The organism is Derxia lacustris (genome assembly GCF_002105195.1).
Classification (GTDB): Bacteria; Pseudomonadota; Gammaproteobacteria; order Burkholderiales; family Burkholderiaceae_E; genus Derxia; species Derxia lacustris.
On sequence record NZ_MUHU01000008.1, the window covers coordinates 595,332 to 620,356 of the forward strand.

Below are 25,025 nucleotides of genomic sequence, written 5' to 3' on the forward strand. Positions count from 1 at the left end.
TTCACTTCCGCATCCGTGCGGCAGGACCACAAGGAGTTTTCATGCGTCATTACGAAGTGATTTTCATCGTCCACCCGGATCAGAGCGAGCAGGTTCCCGCGATGATCGAGCGGTACAAGGGCATGATCGAATCGGAAGCCGGCAAGATCCATCGTCTCGAAGACTGGGGGCGTCGCCAACTGGCCTATCCGATCTCGAAGCTGGTCAAGGCCCATTACGTGCTCATGAACATCGAAGCCGGCCAGCCCACGCTCGACGAACTCGAACACGCGTTCAAGTTCAACGACGCCGTCCTGCGCCATCTCATCATCAAGACGAAGAAGGCCGAAACCGGCCCGTCGCCGATGATGAAGGCCATCGAGAAGGAACAGCGCCGCGTGACCACCGAAGCGCCGGCCGCCTGAGCATCCAGGCAAGAGTGACGCGAGCAATCGAGGAACAGGCGCCTGCGCCGTTCAATTCGCTGCTGCTCGCTGCGCAGATCGTCGAACGCGGCCAGATCCGCTACACGCCGGCCGGTGTGCCGGTGCTGGAGCTGAAGCTGGGTCACGCATCGCAATGCATCGAAGCGGGTGCGCCACGGCAGGTTGCCTTCGAGGCCGCCGCCGTCGCTCTGGGGCCGATGGCTCTCAGGGCCGACGCCGCACCGCTTGGCTGTGCATTGCAGTTCGAAGGCTTTCTCGCGCAAAAGTCGCTCAAGTCGAAGACGCTCGTCATTCACATCACGAACATCTCCGCGCCCGTCGCGGACACGTAAAAGGATTTGGTCATGCCCCGTCCCACTGGAAAAGGCAAGGGTCGTCCCCGTCGCCAGCAGCAAAACCCGCTCTTCAAGCGCCGCAAGTTCTGCCGTTTCACCGCCGAGAAGGTCGACGAGATCGACTACAAGGACGTCGACGTCCTCAAGGATTTCGTGCAGGAAAACGGCAAGATCATGCCGGCCCGCATCACCGGTACCAAGGCCCGCTACCAGCGCCAACTCGACACGGCCATCAAGCGCGCGCGTTTCCTCGCGCTGCTGCCGTACAGCGACCAGCACCGCGTCTGATCGACCCGACAGGAGATAAAGCATGCAGATCATTCTTCTCGAGAAGGTCATCAACCTCGGCAACCTCGGCGACGTCGTTCGCGTCAAGGACGGCTACGCCCGCAACTTCCTGATCCCGCAGCACAAGGCTCGCCGCGCGACCAAGGTTGCGATCGAGGAATTCGAAGCGCGTCGCGCCGAACTGGAAAAGCTGGCCGCCGAAAAGCTGGCCGCTTCGCAAGCCGTTGGCGAAAAGCTGGCTGGCCTGACGCTGCACATTGCCGCCAAGGCGGGTGTCGACGGCCGTCTGTTCGGCTCGGTCACCAACCACGACATCGCCGATGCGCTCGACAAGCAGGGCTTCAAGGTCGAGAAGCATCAGGTGCGTCTGCCGAACGGTCCGCTGAAGACCATCGGCGAGCAGGACGTGTCGGTTTCGCTGCACACCGACGTGGTGGTCGACATCACGGTCGCGATCAGCGGCGAAGCTGCCTGAGGCAGTCGACGCTCAGCAAAAAGGCCGGGTTTCCCGGCCTTTTTGCTTTTGGGGCGGCCGGTTTCCACCGGAAGCTCACAGCCTGTGCACAGGCTTGTCCACACCCGTCGCCCGATGCCGCCAGACCGGCATGTCTCCCCTGGAAGCCCGCCATGAACAGCCCCAAGCAGTCCCGCAGCTTCGAGCGCGAAGTGCCGTCCGATCCGGCGGTGGCGCAGCTGCGCGTGCCGCCGCACTCGATCGAGGCGGAACAGGCGGTGCTGGGCGGTCTGATGCTCGACAACCAAGCCTGGGACCGCATCGCCGATCTGGCGCACGAGGACGACTTCTACAGCTTTGCGCACAAGCTCATCTTCCGCGCCATCCTCAAGCTCATCGAGCTGAGCAAGCCGGCCGACGTGGTGACGGTGTTCGAGGCGCTGCAGAACATCGGCAAGCATGAGGAAGTGGGCGGCCTCGCCTACGTGAATGCGCTGGCGCAGAACACGCCGAGCGCCGCGAACATTCGGCGCTATGCCGAAATCGTGCGCGACCGCGCCGTGCTGCGCGCACTGGTCACGGTATCGGACGACATCGCGACCAAGGCGCTCAATCCCCAGGGCCGCGATACCAAGCAGATTCTCGATGAAGCCGAATCGCGCATCTTCGCGATTGCCGAAGAGGGTTCGCGCGGCACCAGCGGCTGGGCCCAGATTCCCGATCTGCTGGCCGAAGTGGTTCAGCGCATCGACGAATTGCATCATCGTGAAGGCAATAACGAAGTTACCGGCGTGCCCACCGGATTTGTCGATCTCGACAAGATGACGGCCGGCATGCAGGGTGGCGATCTGATCATCGTCGCGGGCCGTCCTTCGATGGGCAAGACGGCTTTCTCGCTGAATATCGGCGAGCATGTCGCGATCGAACAGGGTTTACCCGTAGCCGTGTTCTCGATGGAAATGGGCGGCGTGCAACTCGCGCTGCGGATGCTTTGCTCGGTAGGCCGGCTCAATCAGCAGCGGGTACGTGTCGGGCGAGTCGAGGATGAGGAATGGCCGCGATTGATGGCGGCCGTGCACAAGATGCGCGAGGCGCCGCTCTTCATCGATGAAACGCCGGCGCTCAATCCGCTCGAAGTGCGCGCGCGCGCGCGGCGATTGGCGCGGCAATACGGAAAGATGGGCCTCATCATTGTCGACTATCTGCAATTGATGAGTTCGGCGCGCGGCGATGGCGAGAATCGCGCGACTGAAATTTCGGAAATCAGCCGGGGTTTGAAGGCGCTCGCCAAGGAGCTGGATTGCCCGCTGATCGCGCTGTCCCAGCTCAACCGCTCGCTGGAGCAGCGGCCCAACAAGCGCCCGATCATGAGCGATCTGCGTGAATCGGGCGCCATCGAGCAGGATGCCGACGTAATCCTCGCGATCTACCGTGACGAGGTCTACAACAAGGACACACCGGACAAGGGCACCGCCGAGGTCATCATCCTCAAGCAGCGGAACGGCCCGATCGGCGATGTGCGGCTGGCCTTCCTGGGCGAATACACGAAGTTCGACAACTTCGCGCCATCCGGCAGTTATTGAGCTTAATGCCGGGAAACCGGATGCCGCTCGGCAATCCGGTCATTCCATCTCAGAACGATTTCCGCTCGATGCGGATTTCCTGAAGAATCGTTGCGGCAATTTCCTCGATCGACTTGGTCGTGGTGGAAAGCCAGCGAATGCCTTCGCGCCGCATCAATGCTTCGGCCTCATTCACTTCCATGCGGCATTGCTCGATGGAAGCGTATTTGCTGCCGGGCCGCCGTTCATTTCGCACCTGATGGAGACGGTCGGGCGAAATCGAAAGGCCGAACAGCTTTTCGCGCTGGCGCGGCAATACCGACGGCAAATGCCCGCGCGCGAAATCCTCGGGAATCAGCGGGTAATTCGCAATCTTGAGCCCGTGGGTCATTGCGAGATATAGGCTGGTCGGCGTCTTTCCGCAGCGCGATACGCCGACGAGAATCACATCGGCGTCGGGCAGGCCCTTGTTCGATTCGCCATCGTCATGCGCGAGCGAGAAATTGATCGCCTCGATTCGGCGGTTGTATTCCTCGGTATCGGCAATCGTGTGGCTGCGGCCGATGCCGTGCGTCGACTTGATGCCGAGTTCCTGCTCCAGGCCGGGAACGAAGGTGGGAATCAGCTCGTGAATCATGCCGTTGGCCTGGCGCATCACGGCGGCGACTTCTGCATTGACGAGCGTGGAGAAGACAAGTGGACGTTTGCCGTCGCGCTCGGCCGCTTCGTTAATCCGACGAGCGGCTTCAAGGGCTTTGGAAACGCTGTCGACAAAAGGCAGACGGACCTGCCGGAATTTCACATCGAACTGCGACAGCAACGCATGGCCGAATGTCTCGGCAGTGATCCCGGTTCCATCAGAAACAAAAAATGCGGTGCGTTCGTAGCGGTTGGCGGGAACGAGAGTCAGTGGCATGCGAAAGAGAACTTCGGCTTGGAAACGAGCCTGATTGTGCGGTGCGCAGATGAAGGCGCGCCGCTACAATCGTCGGCAATAAAGAATCTTAACTGCTCCATAGGAGAACCCATGTCCAACCTCGCTCAGGCAGTCCCGGCTGGCGGCCAATCGGCTTCCGGTTCGTCGGCTCCCGCGGCACTTGTCGTCCGTTTCGAAGATCTGCGCGTGCACGATGTCGATACGGTCGGAGGGAAGAATTCCTCGCTCGGCGAGATGATTTCGCAACTGGCCGGTGCCGGCGTGCGTGTGCCGGGCGGCTTTGCCACCACGGCGCAGGCTTTCCGCGACTTTCTGGCCTACAGCAACATCACCGGCAAGATCAACGACCGCCTCGCCGCACTCGATGTGGAAGACGTGCGGGCCCTCGCCGAAGCCGGCAAGGACATCCGCCAGCTGGTCATCGACGCGCCGTTCCAGCCCGAACTCGAAGCGCAGATCCGCGCCTTCTACGACGAACTGGTGAAGGATTCGCCCGAAGGCATGTCGTTCGCGGTGCGTTCGTCGGCCACGGCCGAAGACTTGCCCGACGCGTCGTTCGCGGGTCAGCAGGAAACCTTCCTGAACGTGGTCGGCATCGACGCCATCCTCCACGCGATGAAGGAAGTGTTCGCCTCGCTGTACAACGACCGCGCCATCGCCTACCGGGTGCACAAGGGCTTTGCGCACGACATCGTCGCGCTGTCGGCCGGCATCCAGCGCATGGTCCGTTCCGACCAGGCTTCGTCGGGCGTGATGTTCACGCTCGACACCGAGTCGGGCTTCAAGGACGTGGTGTTCATCACGTCGAGCTTCGGTCTGGGCGAAATGGTGGTGCAGGGCGCGGTGAACCCGGACGAGTTCTATGTCCACAAGCCGATTCTCGACCAAGGCTATTTCCCGATCATCCGTCGCTCGATCGGCAGCAAGCTGATCAAGATGGTGTTCACGCAGCCGGGCGAGCCGGGCCGCACCAAGACCATCGACGTGCCGGCTTCGGAGCGCAACAAGTACTCGATCACCGATGACGACATCATCGAGCTGGCCAAGTACGCGGTCATCATTGAGAAGCACTACGGCCGCCCGATGGACATCGAGTGGGGCAAGGACGGCCTCGACGGCAAGATCTACATCCTGCAAGCACGCCCCGAAACGGTGAAGAGCCAGCAGGCCGGCAAGGCCGAGCACAAGTACAAGCTCAAGGGCAGCTCGTCGGTGCTGGCCACGGGCCGCGCCATTGGCCAGAAGATCGGCACTGGCCCGGTGCGCGTCATCCTCGACCCGAGCGAGATGGAACGCGTGCAGCCGGGCGACATCCTGGTGGCTGACATGACCGATCCCAACTGGGAGCCGGTGATGAAGCGCGCCAGCGCCATCGTGACCAACCGCGGCGGCCGTACCTGCCACGCGGCCATCATCGCGCGTGAACTGGGCGTGCCCGCCGTCGTCGGCTGCGCCGATGCGACCGACAAGCTCAAGGACGGCATGCTGGTGACGGTGAGCTGCGCCGAGGGCGACGAAGGCAAGGTCTATGAAGGCCTGCTCGACGTTGAAGTGTCGGAAGTCAGCCGTGGCGAACTGCCGCCGCCGCCGGTCAAGATCATGATGAACGTCGGCAATCCCCAGCTCGCGTTCGACTTCCAGTCGATTCCGAACGGCGGCGTGGGCCTGGCCCGGCTCGAGTTCATCATCAACAACAACATCGGCATCCACCCGAAGGCGATCCTCGAGTACCCGAACATCGATCCGGAACTCAAGACCGCCGTCGAGTCGGTGGCCCGTGGTCATGCGTCGCCGCGCGCGTTCTACGTCGACAAGCTGGCCGAGGGCATCTCGACCATCGGCGCCGCGTTCTATCCCAAGCCGGTCATCGTGCGCCTGTCCGACTTCAAGTCGAACGAGTACAAGAAGCTGATCGGTGGTTCGCGCTACGAGCCCGATGAAGAAAACCCCATGCTCGGCTTCCGTGGCGCGTCGCGCTACATCGCCGAGGACTTTGGCGAAGCCTTCGCGCTCGAATGCGTGGCGCTCAAGCGCGTGCGCGACGAGATGGGTCTGACCAACGTCGAAATCATGGTGCCGTTCGTGCGCACGCTCGGCCAGGCCGAAGCGGTGCAGAACCTGCTGGCCAAGTACGGCCTCAAGCGCGGCGAAAACGGCCTGCGCCTGATCATGATGTGCGAGGTTCCGTCGAACGCGATCCTGGCCGACCAGTTCCTCGAGTTCTTCGATGGCTTCTCGATCGGCTCGAACGATCTGACCCAACTGACGCTCGGCCTCGACCGCGACTCCGGCATGGAGCTGCTGGCCAAGGACTTCGACGAACGCGATCCGGCGGTCAAGTTCATGCTCAAGCGTGCCATCGACGCCTGCCGCGCCAAGGGCAAGTACGTCGGCATCTGCGGCCAGGGCCCGTCCGACCATCTCGACTTTGCCGCCTGGCTGGTCGAGCAGGGCATCGTGTCGATCTCGCTGAATCCCGACACCGTCGTGGATACTTGGCAAAAGCTGGCGAGCGGCGGCTGATTGGCCTGACGCAAGCGCCTTGAAAACGCCCCGGCTGGTCCGGGGCGTTTTTCATTTCAGGCGGGCACAATCGTCGACGGACTCATGCCGGGGAGGGCGGATGCAGGCGACAAGCTGGGGATTGGTGGCGCTCGGGTTGATGGCGCTCGAGATGGCAGTTGGAACTTTCTATGTGCTGATGCTGGCGCTCGGGGCTGGCGCGGCTGCGCTGGTGGCGCTGACGGGTGCCGGCACGGTGGTGCAAAGCCTGGTGGCGGCGGCTGTCGCGTCCAGTGCGGTGCTGCTGCTGCGCCGGCGTCGTGCCCGGAGCGGCCGTGGCGCGACCGACCTCGGGCTGGATCTGGGGCAGCCCGTCGAGGTCGCGGCATGGAACGCCGGTCTGGCGCGTGTGCACTATCGCGGCAGCGAGTGGGAGGCCGAACTTGCCCACGGCGAGCCGGCCGCCGCCGGACCGCATCACATTGTTGCGGTGCGAGGCGCCCGTCTCGTGCTGGGGCCGGGACCGGCTCCGCGTGGCTGATACCGAAGAATCTTCGCTGGAGAAAACATGAATTTCGCTTTCCTCGCGCCGCTGCTGCTGGTGGCGGCAGTGGTGTTCGTCGTGCAGGCGGTCAAGGTCGTGCCGCAGCAGAACGCCTGGGTCGTCGAGCGGCTGGGCAAGTTCCATGCGGTGCTGTCGCCGGGGCTGAACATCGTGATTCCCTTCGTCGACCGCGTGGCCTACCGCCATTCGCTGAAGGAAATCCCGCTCGATGTGCCGAGTCAGGTCTGCATCACGCGCGACAACACCCAGCTGACGGTCGACGGAATCATCTATTTCCAGGTGACGGACGCGATGCGCGCTAGCTATGGATCGAGCGATTTCATCGTGGCGATCACCCAGCTGGCGCAGACCACGCTGCGCTCGGTGGTCGGCAAGCTGGAGCTGGACCGCACCTTCGAGGAACGCGACGACATCAACAGCGCGGTGGTGCGCTCGCTCGACGAGGCGGCCGTGAACTGGGGCGTGAAGGTGCTGCGCTACGAGATCAAGGACCTTACGCCACCGACCGAAATCCTGCGCTCGATGCAGGCGCAGATCACGGCCGAGCGCGAGAAGCGCGCGTTGATCGCCGCGTCCGAAGGGCGCAAGCAGGAGCAGATCAACATCGCCACCGGTGAGCGCGAGGCATCGATTGCGCGTTCCGAGGGCGAGAAGCAGGCGCAGATCAATCGCGCCCAGGGCGAGGCGGCCGCGACGCTGGCGATTGCCGCCGCCTCGGCGCGCGCGATCGAGACGATTGCCGGCGCGCTGAGCCGACCGGGCGGCATGGAGGCGGTGAACCTGCGCGTGGCCGAGCGCTATGTGGAGGCGTTTGGCGAACTCGCGCGCACCAACAACAGCCTGATCGTGCCGGCCAACATGAACGATCTCGGTTCGGCGATCGCGAGCGCGATGCAGATCGTGAAGTCGCAGTCGCCGGCAGAAGCGCCCGTCAGGCGCCCGGCTTGATGCGCCAGTTGGGCAGAAACTTGTCGAGCGTGGCGACCAGCTTGGACTGATCGAAGGGCTTGGCCAGGAACACGTCGGCGCCGGCGATGCTGGCGCGTACCCGCTCGATGGCCGACGGCTTGTCGGTGGCGAAGATCACCGCGACGCGCCGGCGGTCGTCGCGGCCCTTGATCTTGCGCGCCAGGTCGTAGCCGTCGATGCCGGGCATGGCCGGATCGATGAACACCGCGTTGTAGCGGCTGCCGGCAAGCAGTTGCATGGCCTGATCGGCCGACTGCGCGTAGTCGACGCGGTAATTCAGGTCCATGAGCTTGGCCGCCATGTAGCGCCGCGAGGCGAGGTCGCCGTCGACGACGAGCACGGCCGGCTCGGTGCGAAATTCGGTGATCTTGCTGCGGTCGTACCAGTCGGGAATCTGCGACAGCTCGAGATCGTCCTCGGCGCGCGCGATCGTCGCGTTGCCGGTCTCGACCCGGGTGCTCGGTCCGATCCGGTTTGCGGCCGCGCTTGCCGGCAGCAGGCCGACGGCCATCAGTCGCGCGCTTTCGGCCGAGACCGCGGGGCGCGGCAGCGCGTCGATGTGCAGCATTACCTCGGCCCAGCGGATCGGGCGATGGATGACCGGATAGCCACGCAACGCCTCGACCGCCGGCGTTCCCACGAAGATGCCGCCGCCGCAACTGCCCGGATCGATCATGAAGAAGCTCTCGACCGCCTCGGCATCCTCCGAGTCGACGATGAAATAGTCGGCATGCGGATGGACGTCGGGATTGAACTCGACGTAGCGGATCTCGCGGTGCTTCGACAGTGCAAATATCGATCCGAAGAGTGTTCGCTCACGATCGTTGAAACCCAGCAGCTGGACCGTATAGGCGGCGGAATGCGAGTCACCCTGACGGGCGACCGATCTCAACTGGCTGGGCAGGCCATGCGTGACATCGTTCATGGCGCCGACTTTAGCCGCGAATACCGATGCCCAAGGCCGGAACAGCCAAGTCAAGCGCTGGCTTTTGTGCGGTCTTGCGGCGGGTCATCGCCGGCTGGAGTTTTCAGTCCTTGGCCGGTGTGCGCATGAGGCGTGCGCGCTCGCGTTCCCAGTCGCGCTTCTTCTCGGTCTCGCGCTTGTCGTGCAGTTTCTTGCCCTTGGCGAGACCGATCTCGCACTTGATGCGACCGCGCTGGTAGTGCATGTCGAGCGGCACCAGCGTGTAGCCGGAGCGCTCGACCTTGCCGATGAGCTTGCGGATTTCCTCCGCCTTGAGCAGCAGCTTGCGGGTGCGGACCGGGTCGGGCGAGACATGCGTGCTGGCGCTTTGCAGCGCGCTGATGTGCATGCCGATGACGAAGATCTCGGCGCCACGGATGACGACGTAGGCTTCCTTGATCTGGGCCCGGCCCGCGCGGATGGCCTTGACCTCCCAGCCTTCGAGCGCCATGCCGGCTTCGAAACGCTCCTCGATGAAGTAGTCGAAGAAGGCCTTGCGGTTGTCGATGATGGACATGCGGTAGGGGAGCTCGGGTGACGGTTCTATACAATCGGCTGGGCATTCTAATGAATGCCTCTCGTTTCACCGGCCGTTTCCGGCCGTCCTCCCAAGCAGCCCAATTCCGATTCATGGCCGTCGTCGAAAGATCGGTGCTGGTCGCGCATCCGGCACAACGGATGTACGACTTGGTCACCGCCATCGAGCAGTACCCCAAATTCCTTCCGTGGTGCGGCGGCGCGCGCGTGCTGTCGCGCGAGCAGCGCGCCGATGGCAGTTCAGTGGTGCTGGCCACCATCGAGATCAACTTCAAGGGCGTGCGCCAGAGCTTCACGACGCAGAACGTGCAGACGCCGGCGAGCCGCATCGACATGCAGTTCCGCGAAGGGCCATTCCGCATGCTCGAAGGCGACTGGCGTTTCGTGCCGCTGGCCGACGACGCCTGCAAGGTCAGCTGCCGCATCGAGTACGAGTTTGCGAGCCGCCTGCTCGAAAGCCTGGTCGGCCCGGTGTTCAACCATGTGGCGGGCAGCTTCGTGGACGGCTTCGTCAAGCGCGCCGACCAGCTCTATGACTGACGCCGCCGCCGTCGGCTGCGAGGTGTGCTTCATGGCGCCGGGCCTGTGCTTTCGCCGCGCGCTGCGCCTGCCGGCCGGCAGCAGCATTGGCGCCGCGATCGAGGCGTCGGGACTGCTGACGCTGCATCCGCAGGCCGATCCGGTCGGGCAGGGCGTGGGGGTGTTCTCGCGCCGTCGCAGCCTGGACGATGCGGTGCAGGACGGCGACCGGATCGAGGTCTATCGCGCGCTGGTCGCCGACCCCAAGAGCGCACGCCGGCACAAGGTGGCGCGCCAGCGCGAGGCCGAACCGGATCGCTGGGTCCGGCGCTGAAGCTGCCGGACCGACGGCCGTCGGTTCACTGGCACAGGCTGGTCAGCTGTTCGTCCAGGCGCGCCACTTCGGCTTCGCGCTCGGCATCGCCCATCACCGCGCCGGTTTCGAGCGAGCGCATGCGCAGGCCGCCAGCCACGGCGTCACGGCGCTGGGAGACGCGCTGGCAGTCTTCGGCGCGCTGCTGCTTCTGCGCCGCCGCTTCGGTTTCCTTGCGTTCGGCCTCGCCGCGTTCCTTGCGGCGTTTCTCGAATTCGTTGGCGAGTTCTGCGGTAGTGCTGCGCGGTGCCGCCGTTGGCGCGGCACCGGCGGGCGTGGCCGGCGGCGTGGTGGCCGCCGCACCGCTCGGGCGGCGCAGGATGCGGTCGGCCGGCACCGAGGACGGCGGAGGCTGGTCCGAGAACACGGTCGAACCGTTGCTGTCCTTCCAGGCCCATTGCGCCTGTACCGCGACCGGCAGCAGCAGGGCCGCGCCTAGCGCGAGCAGGCCGGCATGGCGCCGGAACATCGGAAAGCTGCGGTCTGGCATGCGTCACTCCAAGGCTGAGATCGGCAAATTATGCGGCGCGATGCAATCGGATGGCCCACAGCACGCCGCCGAGCAGCACGGCAATTGCGGCGCATTCCCGCCCGTCGGGCCAGTGTCCGGCCCAGGCAAAGCCGTAGAGCAGCGCGAACACCGTCTCGCTGACCAGCAGCTGGCCGGTCAGCGTGATGGGCAGCCGCCGGCTCGCGATATTCCAGAGCCAGGCGCCCAGGTTGGAGGTGGTGACGGCGAGCGCGAGTGCCACGGTCAGCAGCCGCAGCCAGGGCCGGTCGGCGTCGAAGGCCGCGCCGGACCAGGGCAGCGCCGGCAGCAGCAGCAGCGCCAGCAGCCCGGTCGTCAGGCCGGTCAGATCGTTCCAGTCGCGCGCCGACCAGCGCGCATGGGCGCGCAGCCAGCTCGCATTGCCAACCGCATAGACAGTCCAGCACACGACCGCGCCGACCGCCCAGCCCAGCCCGGCGAGCGGCAGCGCCGAGCCGGCGCGATGTGCGGCAGCCAGCGCGGGCGCATTCACCAGCAGCATGCCCAGCGCGATCAGCGCCAGCGGCGGCGCGAGCCGACGCAGCGGCAGCCGTTCGGCGCGCGGTCGATGCGCCCGACCGACCAGCGTGATGGTGAGCGGCAGCAGTCCGACCACCAGCGCCGATGGCGCCACGCCGACCAGCGCCACCGAGCGCGCGACGCAGAAGTAGTAGCCGAGCGTGCCGCAGGCCGACAGCCCGAGCAGCGCCAGCAGATCGGCGCGCGTCGTGGCGCGCATCAGCGCACCGATGCGCGGCAGCGCCAGCAGCAGTGAAATTGCCCCGTAGGCGAGATAGCGTGCCGCCGTCTGTTCCAGCGCCGAGAACATCGGCAGCAGCAGCGGGAACAGGAAGATCTGGCCCCACAGCGCACCGGCGGCGAGGCCGCAAAGCACGCCGCCAGTCATGCCTGAAAAGGCGACAAACCGACGCAGGTTAAAATTCGCTTTTGTGCGAAGAGGAAAGCATGCGACTTCTGCAAAAGGCACTCACATTCGATGACGTGCTCCTCGTTCCGGCGTACTCCGATGTACTCCCGAACCAAACAAGCCTCGCGACGCAGCTTACCCGCAGCATCCGCCTGAACATTCCGCTCGTGTCCGCCGCCATGGACACCGTCACCGAGTCGCGTCTTGCGATCGCGATGGCGCAGGAAGGCGGCATCGGCATCATTCACAAGAACCTCACGCCCGCCGAGCAGGCGCGCGAAGTGCGGCGCGTCAAGCGCTTCGAGGCCGGCGTGGTGCGCGATCCGATCACCATCGGACCCGAAGTCACCATCCGCGAAGTGATCGCGCTGCAGAACCAGCACGGCATCAGCGGCTTTCCGGTGGTGCAGGGCGGCAAGGTGGTCGGCATCATCACCAACCGCGATCTGCGCTTCGAGGAAGAACTCGGCGTCGCCGCCAGCACCAAGATGACGCCGCGCGAGCGGCTCGTGACGGTGCGCGAAGGCGCGACGCTCGACGAAGCCAAGCGCCTGATGAGCAAGCACCGCCTCGAACGCGTGGTGGTGGTCAACGAGTCCGGCGAGCTGCGCGGCCTCATCACCGCCAAGGACGTGCAGAAGGCGGTCGAGCATCCGCTGGCCAGCAAGGATGAGCAGGGTCGCCTGCGCGTCGGCGCGGCGGTCGGCACCGGCGCCGGCACCGAGGAACGCGCCGAAGCGCTGGTCGAGGCTGGCGTCGACGTCATCATCGTCGACACCGCGCACGGCCACAGCAAGGGCGTGCTCGATCGCGTGCGCTGGGTGAAGACGCGCTATCCGCAGGTGCAGATCATCGGCGGCAACATCGCCACCGGCGATGCGGCGCGCGCGCTGGTCGATCACGGCGCGGATGCGGTCAAGGTCGGCATCGGCCCGGGCTCGATCTGCACCACGCGCATCGTCGCGGGCGTGGGCGTGCCACAGGTCTCGGCCATCGCCAACGTGGCCGATGCGCTTGCCGGCAGCGGCGTGCCGCTGATCGCCGACGGCGGCATCCGCTATTCGGGCGACGTGGCCAAGGCGCTCGCCGCCGGCGGCTACACCGTGATGCTCGGCTCGATGTTCGCCGGCACCGAAGAAGCGCCGGGCGACGTGATCCTGTTCCAGGGCCGCAGCTACAAGGAATACCGCGGCATGGGTTCGCTGGGCGCGATGTCGGCCGGCTCGGCCGACCGCTACTTCCAGGAAACCGGCTCGGCGACCGAAAAGCTCGTGCCCGAAGGCATCGAAGGCCGCGTGCCCTACAAGGGCAGCGTGCTCCAGATCGTCTATCAGCTGGTCGGCGGCGTGCGTTCGTCGATGGGCTATTGCGGCTGCTCGACCATCGACGAGATGCGCGAGCGCGCGTCCTTCGTCGAGATCACCTCGGCGGGCATCCGCGAAAGCCACGTCCACGACGTGACGATCACCAAGGAAGCGCCCAACTACCGCGTCGGCTGACGCGCGCCGGCGGCCATCACCATGACCCAGGCGTCCCGGGGCCGCAGCGCCCGCCAGCCGGCCGTCGCCTTCGTCATGGTGACGGTGCTCATCGACGTGATCGGCTTCGGGCTGATCCTGCCGGTGCTGCCCACCGTCATCGCCGGCTTCACGACCGGCAGCGAGGCGCAGGCCTGGTGGTACGGGCTCATCTCGGCCGGCTTCGGGCTGGCGCAATTTCTGTTGTCGCCGCTGCTCGGTGCGCTGTCCGACCGCTTCGGTCGGCGGCCGCTGCTGCTGTTGGGCGTGGCCGGGCTCGGTGCCGATTTCCTGCTGACCGCGCTGGCGCCGTCGCTGGCGTGGCTGGTGGCGGCGCGGCTGATCGGCGGCGCGCTGTCGGCCAATGTGGCAGTGGCTCAGGCCTATATCGCCGACATCACGCCGCCGCAGGACCGGGCGCGCCGCTTCGGCATGCTGGGCGCGGCCTTCGGCATCGGCTTCATCGTCGGGCCGGTGATCGGCGGGCTGCTCGGCGATGGCGATCCGCGGCTGCCGTTCTTCGTCGCGGCGGGGCTGGCGGGCGTGAACTGGCTCTACGGCCTGCTCGTGCTGCCCGAATCGCTGCCGCCGGAGCGCCGTCATGCGGTGGACTGGCGTCGCGCCAATCCCTTCCGCGCGCTGCTGGCGCTGGCGCAATTGCGCGGCGTGGGCCTGCTCATCGCGGCCATCGCGCTGTCGGGGCTGGCGCAGTTCATCCTGCATTCCACCTGGGTGCTGTCGAACCAGTTCCGCTTTGGCTGGGGCGCGCGCGAGAACGGGCTGTCGCTGTTTGCCGTGGGCATCGTGGCGGTGGTGGTGCAGGGCGGGCTGCTCGGCCGGCTCATCAAGTGGCTCGGCACGCGCCGGCTGGCGGTGATTTCGCTGGCCTGGGGCACGGTGGCCTATGTGCTCTACGGGCTGGCGACGGCGGGCTGGATGATGGTCGCGCTGATCCTGTTCAACTTCCTGTCCTTCGCCAGCAACTCGGCCTTCCAGGGGCTGGTGAGCGAGGCGGCCGACGCGCAGACGCAGGGCGCGACGATGGGCGCGCTCAGCTCGCTCAACAGCCTGACGATGGTCGCGGCGCCGCTCATCGGTGCCGCGCTGCTGGCGCAGGTGAGTCATCTGCCGGCGCACGACTGGCGCGCCGGCGCCACGTTTTTCCTGAGCGCGGCGCTGTCGGCGGCATCGCTGCTGCTGGCGCTGCGCCAGTTCAGCCGCATGCCGCGCCTGGCGCCCGCGTCGCCGTAAACCTCGCCCGATGCCGCAACGATTTCCGCCGTCAGCCTCCGGGCTGCGGACTTCATCTTTTCCGATCGCCACACCATGACGACCCAGCACGACAAGATCCTCATCCTCGACTTCGGCTCGCAGGTCACGCAGCTGATCGCGCGCCGCGTGCGCGAGGCCAATGTGTATTGCGAGATCCATCCCTGCGACGTGGACGAAGCCTTCATCCGCGCCTATGCGCCCAAGGGCGTGATCCTCGGCGGCAGCCACATGTCGGCCTATGAAGAATCGACCGACAAGGCGCCGCCGGTGGTCTTCGAGCTGGGCGTGCCGGTGCTCGGCATCTGCTACGGCATGCAGACGATGGCGCAGCAACTCGGCGGCAAGGTCGAGGGCGCCGTCGAAGGCAAGCAGGCGCACCGCGAGTTCGGCTATGCCGAGGTCCGCGCGCGCGGCCACACGAAGCTGTTCGACGGCATCCAGGATTTCGTCACCGACGAGGGCCACGGCATGCTCAAGGTGTGGATGAGCCACGGCGACAAGGTGACGGAGCTTCCGCCCGGCTTCGTCGTCGCCGCCAGCACGCCGAGCTGCCCGATCGCCGGCATGGCCGACGAGGCGCGCGGCTTCTACGGCGTGCAGTTCCATCCCGAAGTCACGCATACGCTGCAAGGCCAGGCCATCCTCACGCGCTTCGTGCGCGACATCTGCGGCTGCGGTGCCGACTGGGTGATGGGCAACTACGTGGAAGAAGCGGTGCAGCGCATCCGCGAACAGGTCGGCGACGAGGAAGTCATCCTCGGCCTGTCGGGCGGCGTGGATTCGAGCGTGGCCGCCGCGCTGATCCACAAGGCCATCGGCGACCAGCTCATCTGCGTGTTCGTCGACAACGGCCTGCTGCGCCTGGACGAAGGCGCGCAGGTGGTCGACACCTTCCAGACCCACATGGGCATGAAGCTCATCCATGTGGACGCGACCGAGCGCTTCATGACCGCGCTGGCCGGCGTGAGCGACCCCGAGGCCAAGCGCAAGATCATCGGCCGCGAGTTCGTGCATGTGTTCCAGGAGCAGGCCGAATCGCTCAAGCAGGCGAAGTGGCTGGCGCAAGGGACGATCTACCCCGACGTGATCGAGAGCGCTGGCGCCAAGACCGGCAAGGCCACCACGATCAAGAGCCATCACAACGTCGGCGGCCTGCCCGACACGCTGCATCTCAAGCTGCTGGAGCCGTTGCGCGAACTGTTCAAGGACGAGGTCCGCGCGCTGGGTCTGGCGCTCGGGCTGCCGCGCGACATGATCTTCCGCCACCCCTTCCCGGGCCCGGGTCTGGGCGTGCGCATCCTCGGCGAGGTGAAGCATGAATTCGCCGAGCTGCTGCGCCGCGCCGACGCGATCTTCATCGAGGAACTGCGCGGCACCTTCCACGAAGGCAAGAGCTGGTACGAGCTGACCAGTCAGGCCTTCACGGTGTTCCTGCCGGTGAAGAGCGTGGGCGTGATGGGCGACGGCCGCACCTATGAATGGGTGGTGAGCCTGCGCGCGGTGCAGACCAGCGACTTCATGACCGCGCACTGGGCGCATCTGCCTTACGAGCTGCTGGGTCGCGTGAGCAACCGCATCATCAACGAGGTACGCGGCATCAATCGCGTGGTCTACGACATCAGCGGCAAGCCGCCTGCCACGATCGAGTGGGAGTGATGGGCAGCGGTTGTCGCATCGCTGCGCCAACCGCCCGGGCGTCACGCCAAGCGTGACCGACCACATCGACAGCGCCTGACGGCAACGCGCTAATCGCGCACGCCGTCACGGCGCTGTCGTTTTTTGCATCCAACGCCCGCAACCCACTCCGCCATGGCCACCGACGACCTCCAGCAGCTTGCCGCCCGACTTCGCGCCGACGCCCTCAACCGCGTGTTCGGCGCGATCCGCTTCTGGCGCTTTGCCGTGGTGCGGCCGCACGACCAGGCCTTCGAGCTGCTGTCGGTCGCGGTCGACGGCGACCGGCTCGATCTGGAGCTGCGGCATGCCAGCGGCGCCGGCAGCAGCAGCCTGCTGTCGGTCTGGGCGCCGGCCGGCCTGAGCATCGGCCCGGCCGGCGTGGCGATCGCTGCCGCCGAGCGCCTGCGCTTCGACGACAACGAAGCCTGGCTCGGCGGTGCCGACTACCGCATCCGCACGCCGCGCGGCGAAGGTGGCTTTGCGGTGGCGGGCGCGGATGCGCTGACGCTGGAGACGTGACGGCAGGCCCGGTTCGCATGACGAACCGGATTATCCCTGCCAATTGCCCCCGTCATGAACCGAGTCCTTCGTTCTGCCTTTGCTGTTTCTGCCCTGCTCGCACTGAGCGCCCCCGTTCACGCCGAACTGCCGTTTCCGGCCCAGCTGGCCGGCAAGGCCGTCGCCCTCAGCGCCGCCGATCCCGATTACGCCCGCGCCGTGGTGAGCGCTGCCGTCAAGCCGGACGGCCAGGGCGGCGTGACTGAAGCGCTGGTGGTGCGCATCACCGAGGACATCCCGGTCTATCGCATGTGGAACGGCCCGGCCAAGAAGGACGCGCGCGGCAACACCAACCGCCTGGGCGGCTGGTGGTCGTATGACGCGCCCTCGGGCGCGGTGACCGGCTACCGCAGCAACTACGAGATCTGCCAGGCCTGGAACGACCTGACCTGGGTCGCGCGCTGCACGCTAAAGGCCGGCGCGGTCGTGGCCGTCGGCCCAGGCCAGTCGGTCGCGCCCGAGACCTGCGGCGACCCGACCGGCAAGGAGAGCTATGCCGTCAACACGCGCGACTGGCAGCTGTATGTCGACAAGCCCTGGCTGCGCTCGGCCGAGCTGTCCTGCCCGGCCGAGACCGCCGACTACGAGGCCGACCCGGCCAACATCGCTCAGGCCAAGACCCGCTGAAGCGAACCGGCCCGCCTCGGCCGAAGGGACGAGGCGGACCTGACCCTTGTGCGGTGGGCGCGGGCGGGTAGGGGCGGCAGCATCGGAGCTCCGTCCCGCGCCATCGGCACCGGACGGCACTCCTCCCACCGACAGGTCTGCCGATGCCGCCCTCCGCCACCAGCAGCTTCGCGCCGCTGCGCCAGCCGATCTTCGCGGTGCTGTGGATCGCCACCGTGCTGGGCAACATCGGCAGCTTCATGCGCGATGTGGCCAGCGCTTGGCTCGTCACCGATCTGTCGGCCAATCCGACGGCGGTGGCGCTGATCCAGACCGCCGCCACGCTGCCGATCTTCCTGCTCGCCATCCCGGCCGGCGTGCTGTCCGACATCCTCGACCGGCGCCGCTTTCTCATCTGCGTGCAGCTCGGGCTGGCGGCGGTCAGCGGCACGCTGCTGCTGCTGTCGCATTCCGGCGCGCTGACGGTCGAGCTGCTGATCGCGCTCACCTTTGCCGGCGGCATTGGCGCCGCGCTCACCGGGCCGACCTGGCAATCGGTCGTGCCCGAGCTGGTGCCGCGCGCCGACCTCAAGAGCGCGGTCGCGCTCAATTCGCTCGGCATCAACATCGCGCGCTCGATCGGCCCGGCCGTCGGCGGGCTGATGCTGGCCAGCTTCGGCGCCGCCGTCACCTACGGCGTCGACGTGCTGAGCTATGCCTTCGTCATCGGCGCGCTGGTCTGGTGGCGCCGGCCGGCCAGCGCCGCCAGCGGTCTGTCGGAGAACTTCTTCGGCGCCTTTCGCGCCGGCCTGCGCTATGCCCGCGCCAGCCGCGCGCTGCATGTGGTGCTGCTGCGCGCGGCGGTGTTCTTCGTGTTTGCCAGCGCGGTGTGGGCGCTGCTGCCGCTGGTGGCGCGCCAGATGCTCGGCGGCACGGCCGGCTTCTACGGCGTGCTGCTGGGCGCGGTCGGGGCGGGCGCCATCGTCGGCGCGCTGCTGCTGCCGCGACTGCGCCAGCGTCTCGATGCCGACGGCCTGGTGCTGCTGGCCGCGCTGCTGTCCGCCGCCGTGATGGCCGGGCTGATGCTGGCGCCGCCGCGCTGGCTGGCGCTGCCGCTGCTGCTGCTGCTCGGGCTGGGCTGGATCGTGGCGCTCACCACGTTCAACGGCGTGGCCCAGGCCATCCTGCCCAACTGGGTGCGCGGGCGCGGGCTGGCGGTCTATCTCACGGTGTTCAACGGCGCGATGGCGGCCGGCAGTCTGGGCTGGGGCCTGGTGGCGCGCGCCATCGGCGTGCCGGGCGCGCTGGCCGTCGGCGCGGCCGGGCTGGTGGCGGTCGGCCTGCTGTTCCATCGGCTGCGGCTGCCCGCCGGCGAGGCCGATCTGCAACCGTCCAACCACTGGCCCGAGCCGCTGCTGGCGGCGCCGGTCGCGCATGACCGGGGCCCGGTGCTGATCCAGATCGAGTACAGCATCCACGTCGAGGACCGCGCCGCCTTCCTGCTTGCGCTCAAGCGGTTGGAGCAGGAGCGCCGGCGCGACGGCGCCTATGCCTGGGGCATCGCCGAGCATTCGGCCGAGCCCGAACGGCTGATGGAATGGTTCCTGGTCGAATCCTGGGCCGAGCATCTGCGCCAGCATCACCGGGTATCGAACGCCGACGCCGATCTGCAGGGCGAGGTGCTCGCGTTCCACCGCGGGCCCGAGCGGCCGGCGGTGCATCACTTTCTGGCGCTGTAGCGGCACATCGGAGCGTCGCCGCGATGCCGATAAACTCGGCCGTCGCCCACCCTCCCAGCGCAGCGCTGGCGCCCTCGCCATGACGGCCATGCCGATTCCTCGACCCTTCCGGCCCGGCCGGCCCCGCCGCGCGGTGACCGGCACATGAACCGCAAGCCCGACGAACTCTTCCTGCGGCTGGCCATCGATCAGGCCCGCAATGCCCAGGTGATCGGCGAGGTGCCGGTCGGCGCCGTCGTGGTCAAGGACGGCGTGGTCATCGCCACCGGTTTCAACCAGGTCATCACCCAGAGCGATCCGACCGCGCATGCCGAGATCGTGGCGCTGCGCCAGGCCGCGACCAAGCTCGGCAACTACCGGCTGCCGGGCTGCGAGCTCTACGTCACGCTCGAACCCTGCGCGATGTGCATGGGCGCGATGCTGCATTCGCGGCTGGCGCGGGTGGTGTTCGGCGCGGCCGATCCCAAGACCGGCGTCTGCGGCGGCGTGCTCGACATTCCGGCGGTGCGCCAGCTCAATCATCAGACCGAGGTGCTGGGCGGCGTGCTGGCCGAGGAATGCGGCAGCCTGCTGCGCGACTTCTTCGCGGCCCGGCGCGCGCGCAAGCAGGGCGCGCTGCTGAGTGCCGCGGCGCCGGCGCCGCTGCTCGACCTGCTCACCCACCGGCCCGCCGCCGAGGCCGAGCCCTATCCCATGCCGCCGGAAGACTGATGCGCGTCGCCGAATTCATCGCTCCGTCGGGCCAGGTGCTCGACTTTCCCGCGCTCGACCGCGCGGCCGACTACTTCCGTGCGCGCGGCTTTGCGCTGCGCGAGGCGGCCCAGCTGCGCGCCTGCGTCGAGCGGTTTGCCGGCAGCGATGCCGAGCGCGCCGCCGCCTTCGAGGCCGCGATCCTCGCGCCCGACGCCGAGCTGGTGCTGACGGCGCGCGGCGGCTACGGCCTGTCGCGGCTCATGAACCGCATCGACTGGCCGCGACTGGCTGGCGCGATCCGCGAGCGCGGCGTGCTGCTCACCGGTCAGTCCGACGTGACCGCCGCCCATCTGGCGCTGCTGGCCCAGGGCGCGATCACGCTGGCCAGCCCGATGGCCTGCTTCGACTTCGGCGCGGTCGAGCGCTCGGCCTTCACCGAGCGCCATTTCTGGGGCCTGCTCGGCAGCGCCGACTACCGCGTGCAGCTGGCGCGCCCGGCCTCGCTGCCGGCCGAGCCAACGGTTGCGGTCGAAGGCCCGCTCTGGGGCGGCAACCTGTCGCTCGTCGCGAGCCTGGTCGGCACGCCCTGGCTGCCGGCGATCGAGGGCGGCATCCTGTTCCTCGAAGACGTGGCCGAGCATCCCTATCGCGTCGAACGCATGCTGAGCCAGCTGCTGCATGCCGGCCTGCTGGCGCGCCAGCGCGCGGTGCTGCTCGGCGACTTCACCGACTACCGGCTGTTCCCCAACGACAACGGCTACGACCTGCCGAGCGTGGTCGGCTGGCTGCGCTCGGTCTGCCCGGTGCCGGTCGTCACCGGGCTGCCGTTCGGCCATGGCCGCGACAAGCTCACGCTGCCGGTCGGCGCCCACTGCGCGCTCGCCGCCGATGCCGACCGGCTCGAGCTGGCTTTCAGCGGTCATCCGCTGCTGCGCGCAGCCACGTCCGCGTCTGCCGGCCCGGCCTGAACTGGCCGGCTATCGCCCCGCAAATCGACAAATTCGGCGTCGAAGCCGCCTCCTAGACTCCAGCGCATCACGAATCGACTGCACCGGACCGCCTTCAGCACGGCCCGGTGTGCGCAGGAGGAAAGCAATGACGCAGAGCGTCGGAGTCGGCATGGCGGCAGCACCGGTCCTGCCCGTGGGTGGGGCCGGCGGACCGGGCCGCTGGCGCGCCGGCGGCATCGTGGCCGGCGCCGGCCTTGCCGCCATCGCGGCGGCCCAGGGCGGCAGCGCCATGACGGCGCTGGCCGCGGTGGCGGTCGCCGGCGTGGCCTGGCTCGCCTTCCGCAAGCCGGCGGTCGATCCGGCCGAGAACGCCGCCCACGACCGCGATGCCGGTTGGCATGAGGTGCTCGACCGGCTGCTGCCGGTCTGGGCGCGCCATGTGACCACCGTGCGCAGCCAGTCCGACGAAGCGGTCGGCAACATGATGGGCGCCTTCTCCGGCCTGCTGTCCCAGCTCGATCACCAGCAGTTCCACAACTCGGCCGTGGCCGAGGGCGACGACGACAATCTGCGCAGCATCGAGCACAACCTGAACACGCTGACCGATCCGCTCAAGCAGGCCATGCGCGACAAGGACGCGATGCTGCGCGAGGTGCTCAACTTCGGCGACTGGGTCAAGGACCTGCACCGCATGGCCGAGGAAGTCGGTGCGGTCGCGCGCCAGACCAATCTGCTCGCGCTCAATGCCGCCATCGAGGCGGCGCGCGCCGGCCCCGAAGGACGCGGCTTTGCCGTGGTTGCGGCCGAGGTGCGGCAGCTGTCGCGGCTGTCGGGCGAGACCGGCGAACGCATCGCCAAGCGCATCGGCGACATGGACCAGCTGGCGCGCTCGCTGGTCGCGCGGGTCGGCGAGAACGCCCGCGTCGAGGAAGCCATGATGGCCAGCATCCAGGAGCGCATCCAGGCCATCGCCGCCACCGTGCAGCAGCGCGGCGCGGTGATCGACGACATCTCGGCGCAGATGAAGCAGAGCGCCGAGCGCGCCCATGTCGAGATGGAAAACCTGCTGGTGCACTTCCAGTTCCAGGACCGCGTGAGCCAGATGCTGGCCAATGTCGGCGACGACATCGACCGGCTGGCCACGGCCGTGCATGCCGGCGAGCCGCGTCCCGACGTGAACCAGTGGCTGGCCCGCCTCGAAGGCGGCTACACGACCATCGAGCAGCGCGCCAACCACAGCGGCAACACCGCCGCTGCCGACGGCGGCGGCGTCGACTTCTTCTGAGACTCCAGGCAGGCGCATCCCATGGCGAAGAACATCCTCATCATCGACGACTCGACATCCTTCCGGCAGGTGGTGCGCATCGCGCTGACCGGCGCCGGCTATGCAGTGACCGAGGCCGGCGACGGCATGGAAGCGATCCAGCGCCTCGGCACCCAGCGCTTCAACCTCATCGTCTGCGACGTGAACATGCCGCGCATGGACGGCATCACCTTCGTCAAGCACGTCAAGACCCAGCCGTCGCACAAGTTCACGCCGATCATCATGCTCACCACCGAAAGCCAGGAGGCCAAGAAGGCCGAGGGCAAGGCCGCCGGTGCGCGCGCATGGATGACCAAGCCGTTCCAGCCGAGCCAGCTGCTCGACGCCGTCAACCGCCTTTGCGCCTGAAAGAGCCACCGTCATGGAAGAACTTGCCCACGCCGAAATCGCCCGCGGCATCGGCGCGCTGCTGGCCGACATGCCGACCGTCATCGACGGCGAGCTGACCATTTATCGCGCGGCCGAACTGCGCCATTACCTCGCCAGCCGTCTCGAGGCCGGCGATGGGCATTTCGACCTGTCGGGTGTGAGCGAGATCGACGGCGCCGGCGTGCAGCTGCTGCTGGCGCTCGACGCTTCGCTCACGGCGGCCGGGCGCCAGCTCCAGCTCAGCGGCGTGCCGCAATGCGTGGCCGACGCGCTGGCCGCCTGCGGCCTCGACACCGGCCTGCGCGCCGTGCCGGAGTACTGGGCGTGACCGACGACGAACTGCTCGAAGCGTCGCGCAGCGCCTTCTTCGAGGAGGCGGGCGAGATGCTGCGGCAGTTCGAGACCGCGCTGCTCGACATGGAGCGCGGCACGAGCGATGCCGAGACGCTTGGCGCGGCCTTCCGCGCCGCGCACACCATCAAGGGCTCGGCCGGGCTGTTCGGCTTCGAGCCGGTGGTGCGCTTCACGCACGATGTGGAGACGCTGCTCGATGCGCTGCGCGACGGCCGGGTGCTGGCCGATGCGGCGCTGCTGGCGCTGCTGATCGAAAGCCGCGACCAGATCGAGGCGCTGATCGGCGAGATCGGCCTGGACCGCAGCGATGCCGCCGTGGCCGAACGCGGCGTGGCGCTGGGCCGGCGGCTGCGCGACCGGCTCGACGGCGGTGGCACTGGCGCCAGCGCGCCCGTACCGGCGCCCGTGCCAATGTCCGCCGCCGGCGCGCCGCGCCAGTGGCGGCTCAAGCTCCGGTTCGACGAGCCGACCTTCCGCGACGGCTTCGATCCGCTGTCCTTCCTGCGCTATCTGGCCACGCTCGGCAGCGTCAAGCGGGTGCGGCCGGTCTGCCCGACCCTGCCCACGCTCGACGCGCTCGATCCGGAAAGCTGCCATCTCGGCTTCGAGCTGATTCTGGAGACGGCGGCGCGGGTCGAGGCGATCCGCGACGTGTTCTCGTTCGCGCTGGAGCTTTGCGCGCTGGACATCGAGCCGCTCGACCCGCCGGCGGACACCGGGCCGGCGGCTGCCGCGCCCGGCGCCGAAGCCGGCGCCAAGGCCGACCGCCCGGTGGCCGTGCCGCCCGTGGCCCGGTCCGCGCCCGCCACGACGCCGGTCATCGCGTCATCCGCCGCGACGGCGCCCGCGGCCGAGCCGGCCACGCCGCCGCAGCGCGACGACAAGGCCCGCTTCCTGCGCATCCGCGCCGACAAGCTCGACCATCTCATCGACCTGATCGGCGAACTCGTGATCGCCAGCTCGGGCGCCCAGCTGGTCGCCGACAGCGAACGGTCGCCGCGCTTCAGCGAATCGGCGGCGCGCATCCGCGACCTCGTGGAGCAGGCGCGCAACGATGCGCTCGGCCTGCGCATGGTGCCGATCGGCGAAAGCTTCGCGCGCTTCCAGCGCGTGGTGCGCGACGTGTCCCGGCAGCTCGGCAAGGATGTGGAGCTGCAGATCACCGGCGGCGATACCGAACTCGACAAGTCGATGGTCGAGCTGGTCACCGATCCGCTCATGCATCTGGTGCGCAACAGCCTCGACCACGGCATCGAAGGCCCGGACGAGCGCAGCGCCGCCGGCAAGTCGCCGCGCGGCCGGCTCGCGCTCAATGCCTGCCAGGAAGCCGGCCAGATCGTCATCGAGGTCAGCGACGACGGTCGCGGCCTGAACCGCGAACGCATCGTCAAGCGCGCGCTGGAGCGCGGCCTGATCGACCATCCGCCCGCCACCGACGGCGAGATCGACGAGCTGATCTTTCTGCCCGGCTTCAGCACCGCCGAGCAGATCAGCGACCTGTCGGGCCGGGGCGTGGGCATGGACGTGGTGCGGCGCAATGTCGAATCGCTGCGCGGCCAGATCCAGATCGCCAGCCAGCCCGGCGAGGGCACCACCATGCAGCTGCGGCTGCCGCTCACGCTGGCGATCATCGACGGCTTTCTCACCAGCGTCGGGCCGGTGCATTACGTGGTGCCGCTCGAGAACCTGGTCGAGTGCATCGAGACGCCGGCCGAATGCGCCGCCGTGCCCGACGCCGAAAGCGGCTGCTTCGACCTGCGCGGCGAAGTGCTGCCCTGGCTCGATCTGGCGCGCTACTTCGGCCATGAGCCGCAGGCCAGCGCGCGCCGCAGCCTGATCGTGGTGCGCGCCGGCGGCGGCAAGGTCGGCTTCGTCGTCGACCGGCTGCTGGGCGAGTACCAGACCGTCATCAAGCCGCTCGGCGAGCTGTTCCGTCATCTGCGCTGCATCGCCGGCTCGACCGTGCTGGGCAGCGGCGAGGTGGCACTCATCGTCGATGTGCCGGCGCTGGTGTCGCGCATCGCGGCCCAGGGTGGGCGCATGCGCGCCGCCGAACTCAGGCGCGGCGCCGGCTGATGC

Annotated in this window: 27 protein-coding genes; 22 read left to right on the top strand and 5 right to left on the bottom strand. The window is 67.7% G+C overall.

Annotation, left to right across the window (positions count from 1 at the left end):
* The first annotated feature begins 41 nt into the window (after positions 1 to 41).
* The 5 genes from rpsF to B9P64_RS09235 all read left to right on the top strand — a co-directional run bounded on the left by rpsF (position 42) and on the right by B9P64_RS09235 (position 3,085).
* Positions 42 to 404, top strand: coding sequence for a 30S ribosomal protein S6 (gene rpsF, locus B9P64_RS09215; protein ID WP_085315912.1), 363 nt, complete (start codon positions 42 to 44; stop codon positions 402 to 404).
* A 14-nt stretch (positions 405 to 418) separates the two neighbouring features.
* Positions 419 to 757 (top strand): primosomal replication protein N, encoded by a 339-nt coding sequence (priB, locus tag B9P64_RS09220; protein ID WP_235839937.1) that lies wholly within the window; start codon positions 419 to 421, stop codon positions 755 to 757.
* A 12-nt stretch (positions 758 to 769) separates the two neighbouring features.
* Entirely contained in the window at positions 770 to 1,048 is a 279-nt protein-coding gene (gene rpsR, locus B9P64_RS09225; RefSeq protein WP_085315913.1) for a 30S ribosomal protein S18, read from the top strand.
* Positions 1,049 to 1,070: 22 nt separating this feature from the next.
* Positions 1,071 to 1,523, top strand: a complete 453-nt coding sequence (rplI, locus tag B9P64_RS09230; RefSeq protein ID WP_085315914.1) for a 50S ribosomal protein L9 — start codon at positions 1,071 to 1,073, stop codon at positions 1,521 to 1,523.
* Positions 1,524 to 1,675: 152 nt separating this feature from the next.
* Positions 1,676 to 3,085 (top strand): replicative DNA helicase, encoded by a 1,410-nt coding sequence (locus B9P64_RS09235; protein ID WP_085315915.1) that lies wholly within the window; start codon positions 1,676 to 1,678, stop codon positions 3,083 to 3,085.
* A gap of 49 nt (positions 3,086 to 3,134) precedes the next feature.
* Here B9P64_RS09235 and ppsR read toward each other — a convergent pair whose 3' ends face one another.
* Positions 3,135 to 3,980: a posphoenolpyruvate synthetase regulatory kinase/phosphorylase PpsR gene (gene ppsR / locus B9P64_RS09240; RefSeq protein WP_085315916.1), complete on the bottom strand. Its 846-nt coding sequence runs from the start codon at positions 3,978 to 3,980 to the stop codon at positions 3,135 to 3,137.
* 111 nt (positions 3,981 to 4,091) lie between these two features.
* Between ppsR and ppsA the strand changes: the two genes are divergently transcribed.
* The 3 genes from ppsA (at position 4,092) to B9P64_RS09255 (ending at position 8,016) form a co-directional block, all read left to right on the top strand.
* A complete protein-coding gene (ppsA, locus tag B9P64_RS09245) occupies positions 4,092 to 6,524 on the top strand; it encodes a phosphoenolpyruvate synthase (RefSeq protein ID WP_085315917.1) in 2,433 nt (810 codons plus the stop codon).
* A 100-nt stretch (positions 6,525 to 6,624) separates the two neighbouring features.
* Entirely contained in the window at positions 6,625 to 7,044 is a 420-nt protein-coding gene (locus tag B9P64_RS09250) for an NfeD family protein (protein ID WP_085315918.1), read from the top strand.
* A 27-nt stretch (positions 7,045 to 7,071) separates the two neighbouring features.
* Positions 7,072 to 8,016: an SPFH domain-containing protein gene (locus B9P64_RS09255; protein ID WP_085315919.1), complete on the top strand. Its 945-nt coding sequence runs from the start codon at positions 7,072 to 7,074 to the stop codon at positions 8,014 to 8,016.
* Here B9P64_RS09255 and B9P64_RS09260 read toward each other — a convergent pair.
* Positions 8,000 to 8,962 (bottom strand): response regulator, encoded by a 963-nt coding sequence (locus tag B9P64_RS09260; protein ID WP_085315920.1) that lies wholly within the window; start codon positions 8,960 to 8,962, stop codon positions 8,000 to 8,002. The two genes, B9P64_RS09255 and B9P64_RS09260, sit on opposite strands and share 17 nt — an antisense overlap.
* Positions 8,963 to 9,065: 103 nt before the next feature.
* Positions 9,066 to 9,518: an SsrA-binding protein SmpB gene (gene smpB, locus B9P64_RS09265; RefSeq protein WP_085315921.1), complete on the bottom strand. Its 453-nt coding sequence runs from the start codon at positions 9,516 to 9,518 to the stop codon at positions 9,066 to 9,068.
* Between the two features lie 113 nt (positions 9,519 to 9,631).
* Between smpB and B9P64_RS09270 the strand changes: the two genes are divergently transcribed.
* Positions 9,632 to 10,078, top strand: coding sequence for a type II toxin-antitoxin system RatA family toxin (locus B9P64_RS09270; protein ID WP_085315922.1), 447 nt, complete (start codon positions 9,632 to 9,634; stop codon positions 10,076 to 10,078).
* Entirely contained in the window at positions 10,071 to 10,391 is a 321-nt protein-coding gene (locus tag B9P64_RS09275; protein WP_235839938.1) for an RnfH family protein, read from the top strand. Before B9P64_RS09270 ends, B9P64_RS09275 begins: the two co-directional genes overlap by 8 nt.
* Positions 10,392 to 10,416: 25 nt before the next feature.
* On the opposite strand, the gene B9P64_RS09280 is transcribed toward B9P64_RS09275, so the two are convergent.
* Positions 10,417 to 10,920 carry a DUF4124 domain-containing protein gene (locus B9P64_RS09280; protein WP_085315923.1) on the bottom strand — a complete coding sequence of 168 codons (504 nt, stop codon included), beginning with the start codon at positions 10,918 to 10,920 and terminating at the stop codon, positions 10,417 to 10,419.
* A 28-nt stretch (positions 10,921 to 10,948) separates the two neighbouring features.
* Positions 10,949 to 11,866 carry a DMT family transporter gene (locus B9P64_RS09285; RefSeq protein ID WP_139826221.1) on the bottom strand — a complete coding sequence of 306 codons (918 nt, stop codon included), beginning with the start codon at positions 11,864 to 11,866 and terminating at the stop codon, positions 10,949 to 10,951.
* Between the two features lie 59 nt (positions 11,867 to 11,925).
* Here B9P64_RS09285 and guaB point away from each other — a divergent pair, with 59 nt between their 5' ends.
* From guaB to B9P64_RS09345, 12 genes are all read left to right on the top strand, one after another.
* Positions 11,926 to 13,386: an IMP dehydrogenase gene (gene guaB / locus B9P64_RS09290; RefSeq protein WP_085315924.1), complete on the top strand. Its 1,461-nt coding sequence runs from the start codon at positions 11,926 to 11,928 to the stop codon at positions 13,384 to 13,386.
* Positions 13,387 to 13,407: 21 nt separating this feature from the next.
* The gene (locus B9P64_RS09295; RefSeq protein ID WP_085315925.1) at positions 13,408 to 14,655 is read left to right on the top strand and encodes a TCR/Tet family MFS transporter; all 1,248 of its coding nucleotides are present in this window, start codon (positions 13,408 to 13,410) and stop codon (positions 14,653 to 14,655) included.
* Between the two features lie 75 nt (positions 14,656 to 14,730).
* On the top strand, positions 14,731 to 16,332 hold the full coding sequence (gene guaA / locus B9P64_RS09300) for a glutamine-hydrolyzing GMP synthase (protein WP_085315926.1): 1,602 nt from the start codon (positions 14,731 to 14,733) through the stop codon (positions 16,330 to 16,332).
* 153 nt (positions 16,333 to 16,485) lie between these two features.
* Positions 16,486 to 16,872, top strand: a complete 387-nt coding sequence (locus B9P64_RS09305; RefSeq protein WP_085315927.1) for a hypothetical protein — start codon at positions 16,486 to 16,488, stop codon at positions 16,870 to 16,872.
* Between the two features lie 54 nt (positions 16,873 to 16,926).
* Entirely contained in the window at positions 16,927 to 17,538 is a 612-nt protein-coding gene (locus B9P64_RS09310; RefSeq protein ID WP_085315928.1) for a hypothetical protein, read from the top strand.
* A 143-nt stretch (positions 17,539 to 17,681) separates the two neighbouring features.
* The gene (locus B9P64_RS09315; protein WP_085315929.1) at positions 17,682 to 19,256 is read left to right on the top strand and encodes an MFS transporter; all 1,575 of its coding nucleotides are present in this window, start codon (positions 17,682 to 17,684) and stop codon (positions 19,254 to 19,256) included.
* Between the two features lie 144 nt (positions 19,257 to 19,400).
* Positions 19,401 to 19,967 (top strand): tRNA adenosine(34) deaminase TadA, encoded by a 567-nt coding sequence (gene tadA / locus B9P64_RS09320; protein ID WP_085315930.1) that lies wholly within the window; start codon positions 19,401 to 19,403, stop codon positions 19,965 to 19,967.
* Complete coding sequence (locus tag B9P64_RS09325) at positions 19,967 to 20,917, top strand: LD-carboxypeptidase (protein ID WP_085315931.1); 951 nt, start codon at positions 19,967 to 19,969, stop codon at positions 20,915 to 20,917. Before tadA ends, B9P64_RS09325 begins: the two co-directional genes overlap by 1 nt.
* Before the next feature lie 127 nt (positions 20,918 to 21,044).
* The gene (locus tag B9P64_RS29865; protein ID WP_085315932.1) at positions 21,045 to 22,184 is read left to right on the top strand and encodes a methyl-accepting chemotaxis protein; all 1,140 of its coding nucleotides are present in this window, start codon (positions 21,045 to 21,047) and stop codon (positions 22,182 to 22,184) included.
* A 21-nt stretch (positions 22,185 to 22,205) separates the two neighbouring features.
* Positions 22,206 to 22,571: a response regulator gene (locus tag B9P64_RS09335; RefSeq protein WP_085315933.1), complete on the top strand. Its 366-nt coding sequence runs from the start codon at positions 22,206 to 22,208 to the stop codon at positions 22,569 to 22,571.
* Between the two features lie 13 nt (positions 22,572 to 22,584).
* Positions 22,585 to 22,920 carry an STAS domain-containing protein gene (locus tag B9P64_RS09340; RefSeq protein WP_235839939.1) on the top strand — a complete coding sequence of 112 codons (336 nt, stop codon included), beginning with the start codon at positions 22,585 to 22,587 and terminating at the stop codon, positions 22,918 to 22,920.
* Positions 22,917 to 25,022 (top strand): chemotaxis protein CheA, encoded by a 2,106-nt coding sequence (locus B9P64_RS09345; protein ID WP_217808663.1) that lies wholly within the window; start codon positions 22,917 to 22,919, stop codon positions 25,020 to 25,022. Before B9P64_RS09340 ends, B9P64_RS09345 begins: the two co-directional genes overlap by 4 nt.
* Positions 25,023 to 25,025: the final 3 nt, after the last annotated feature.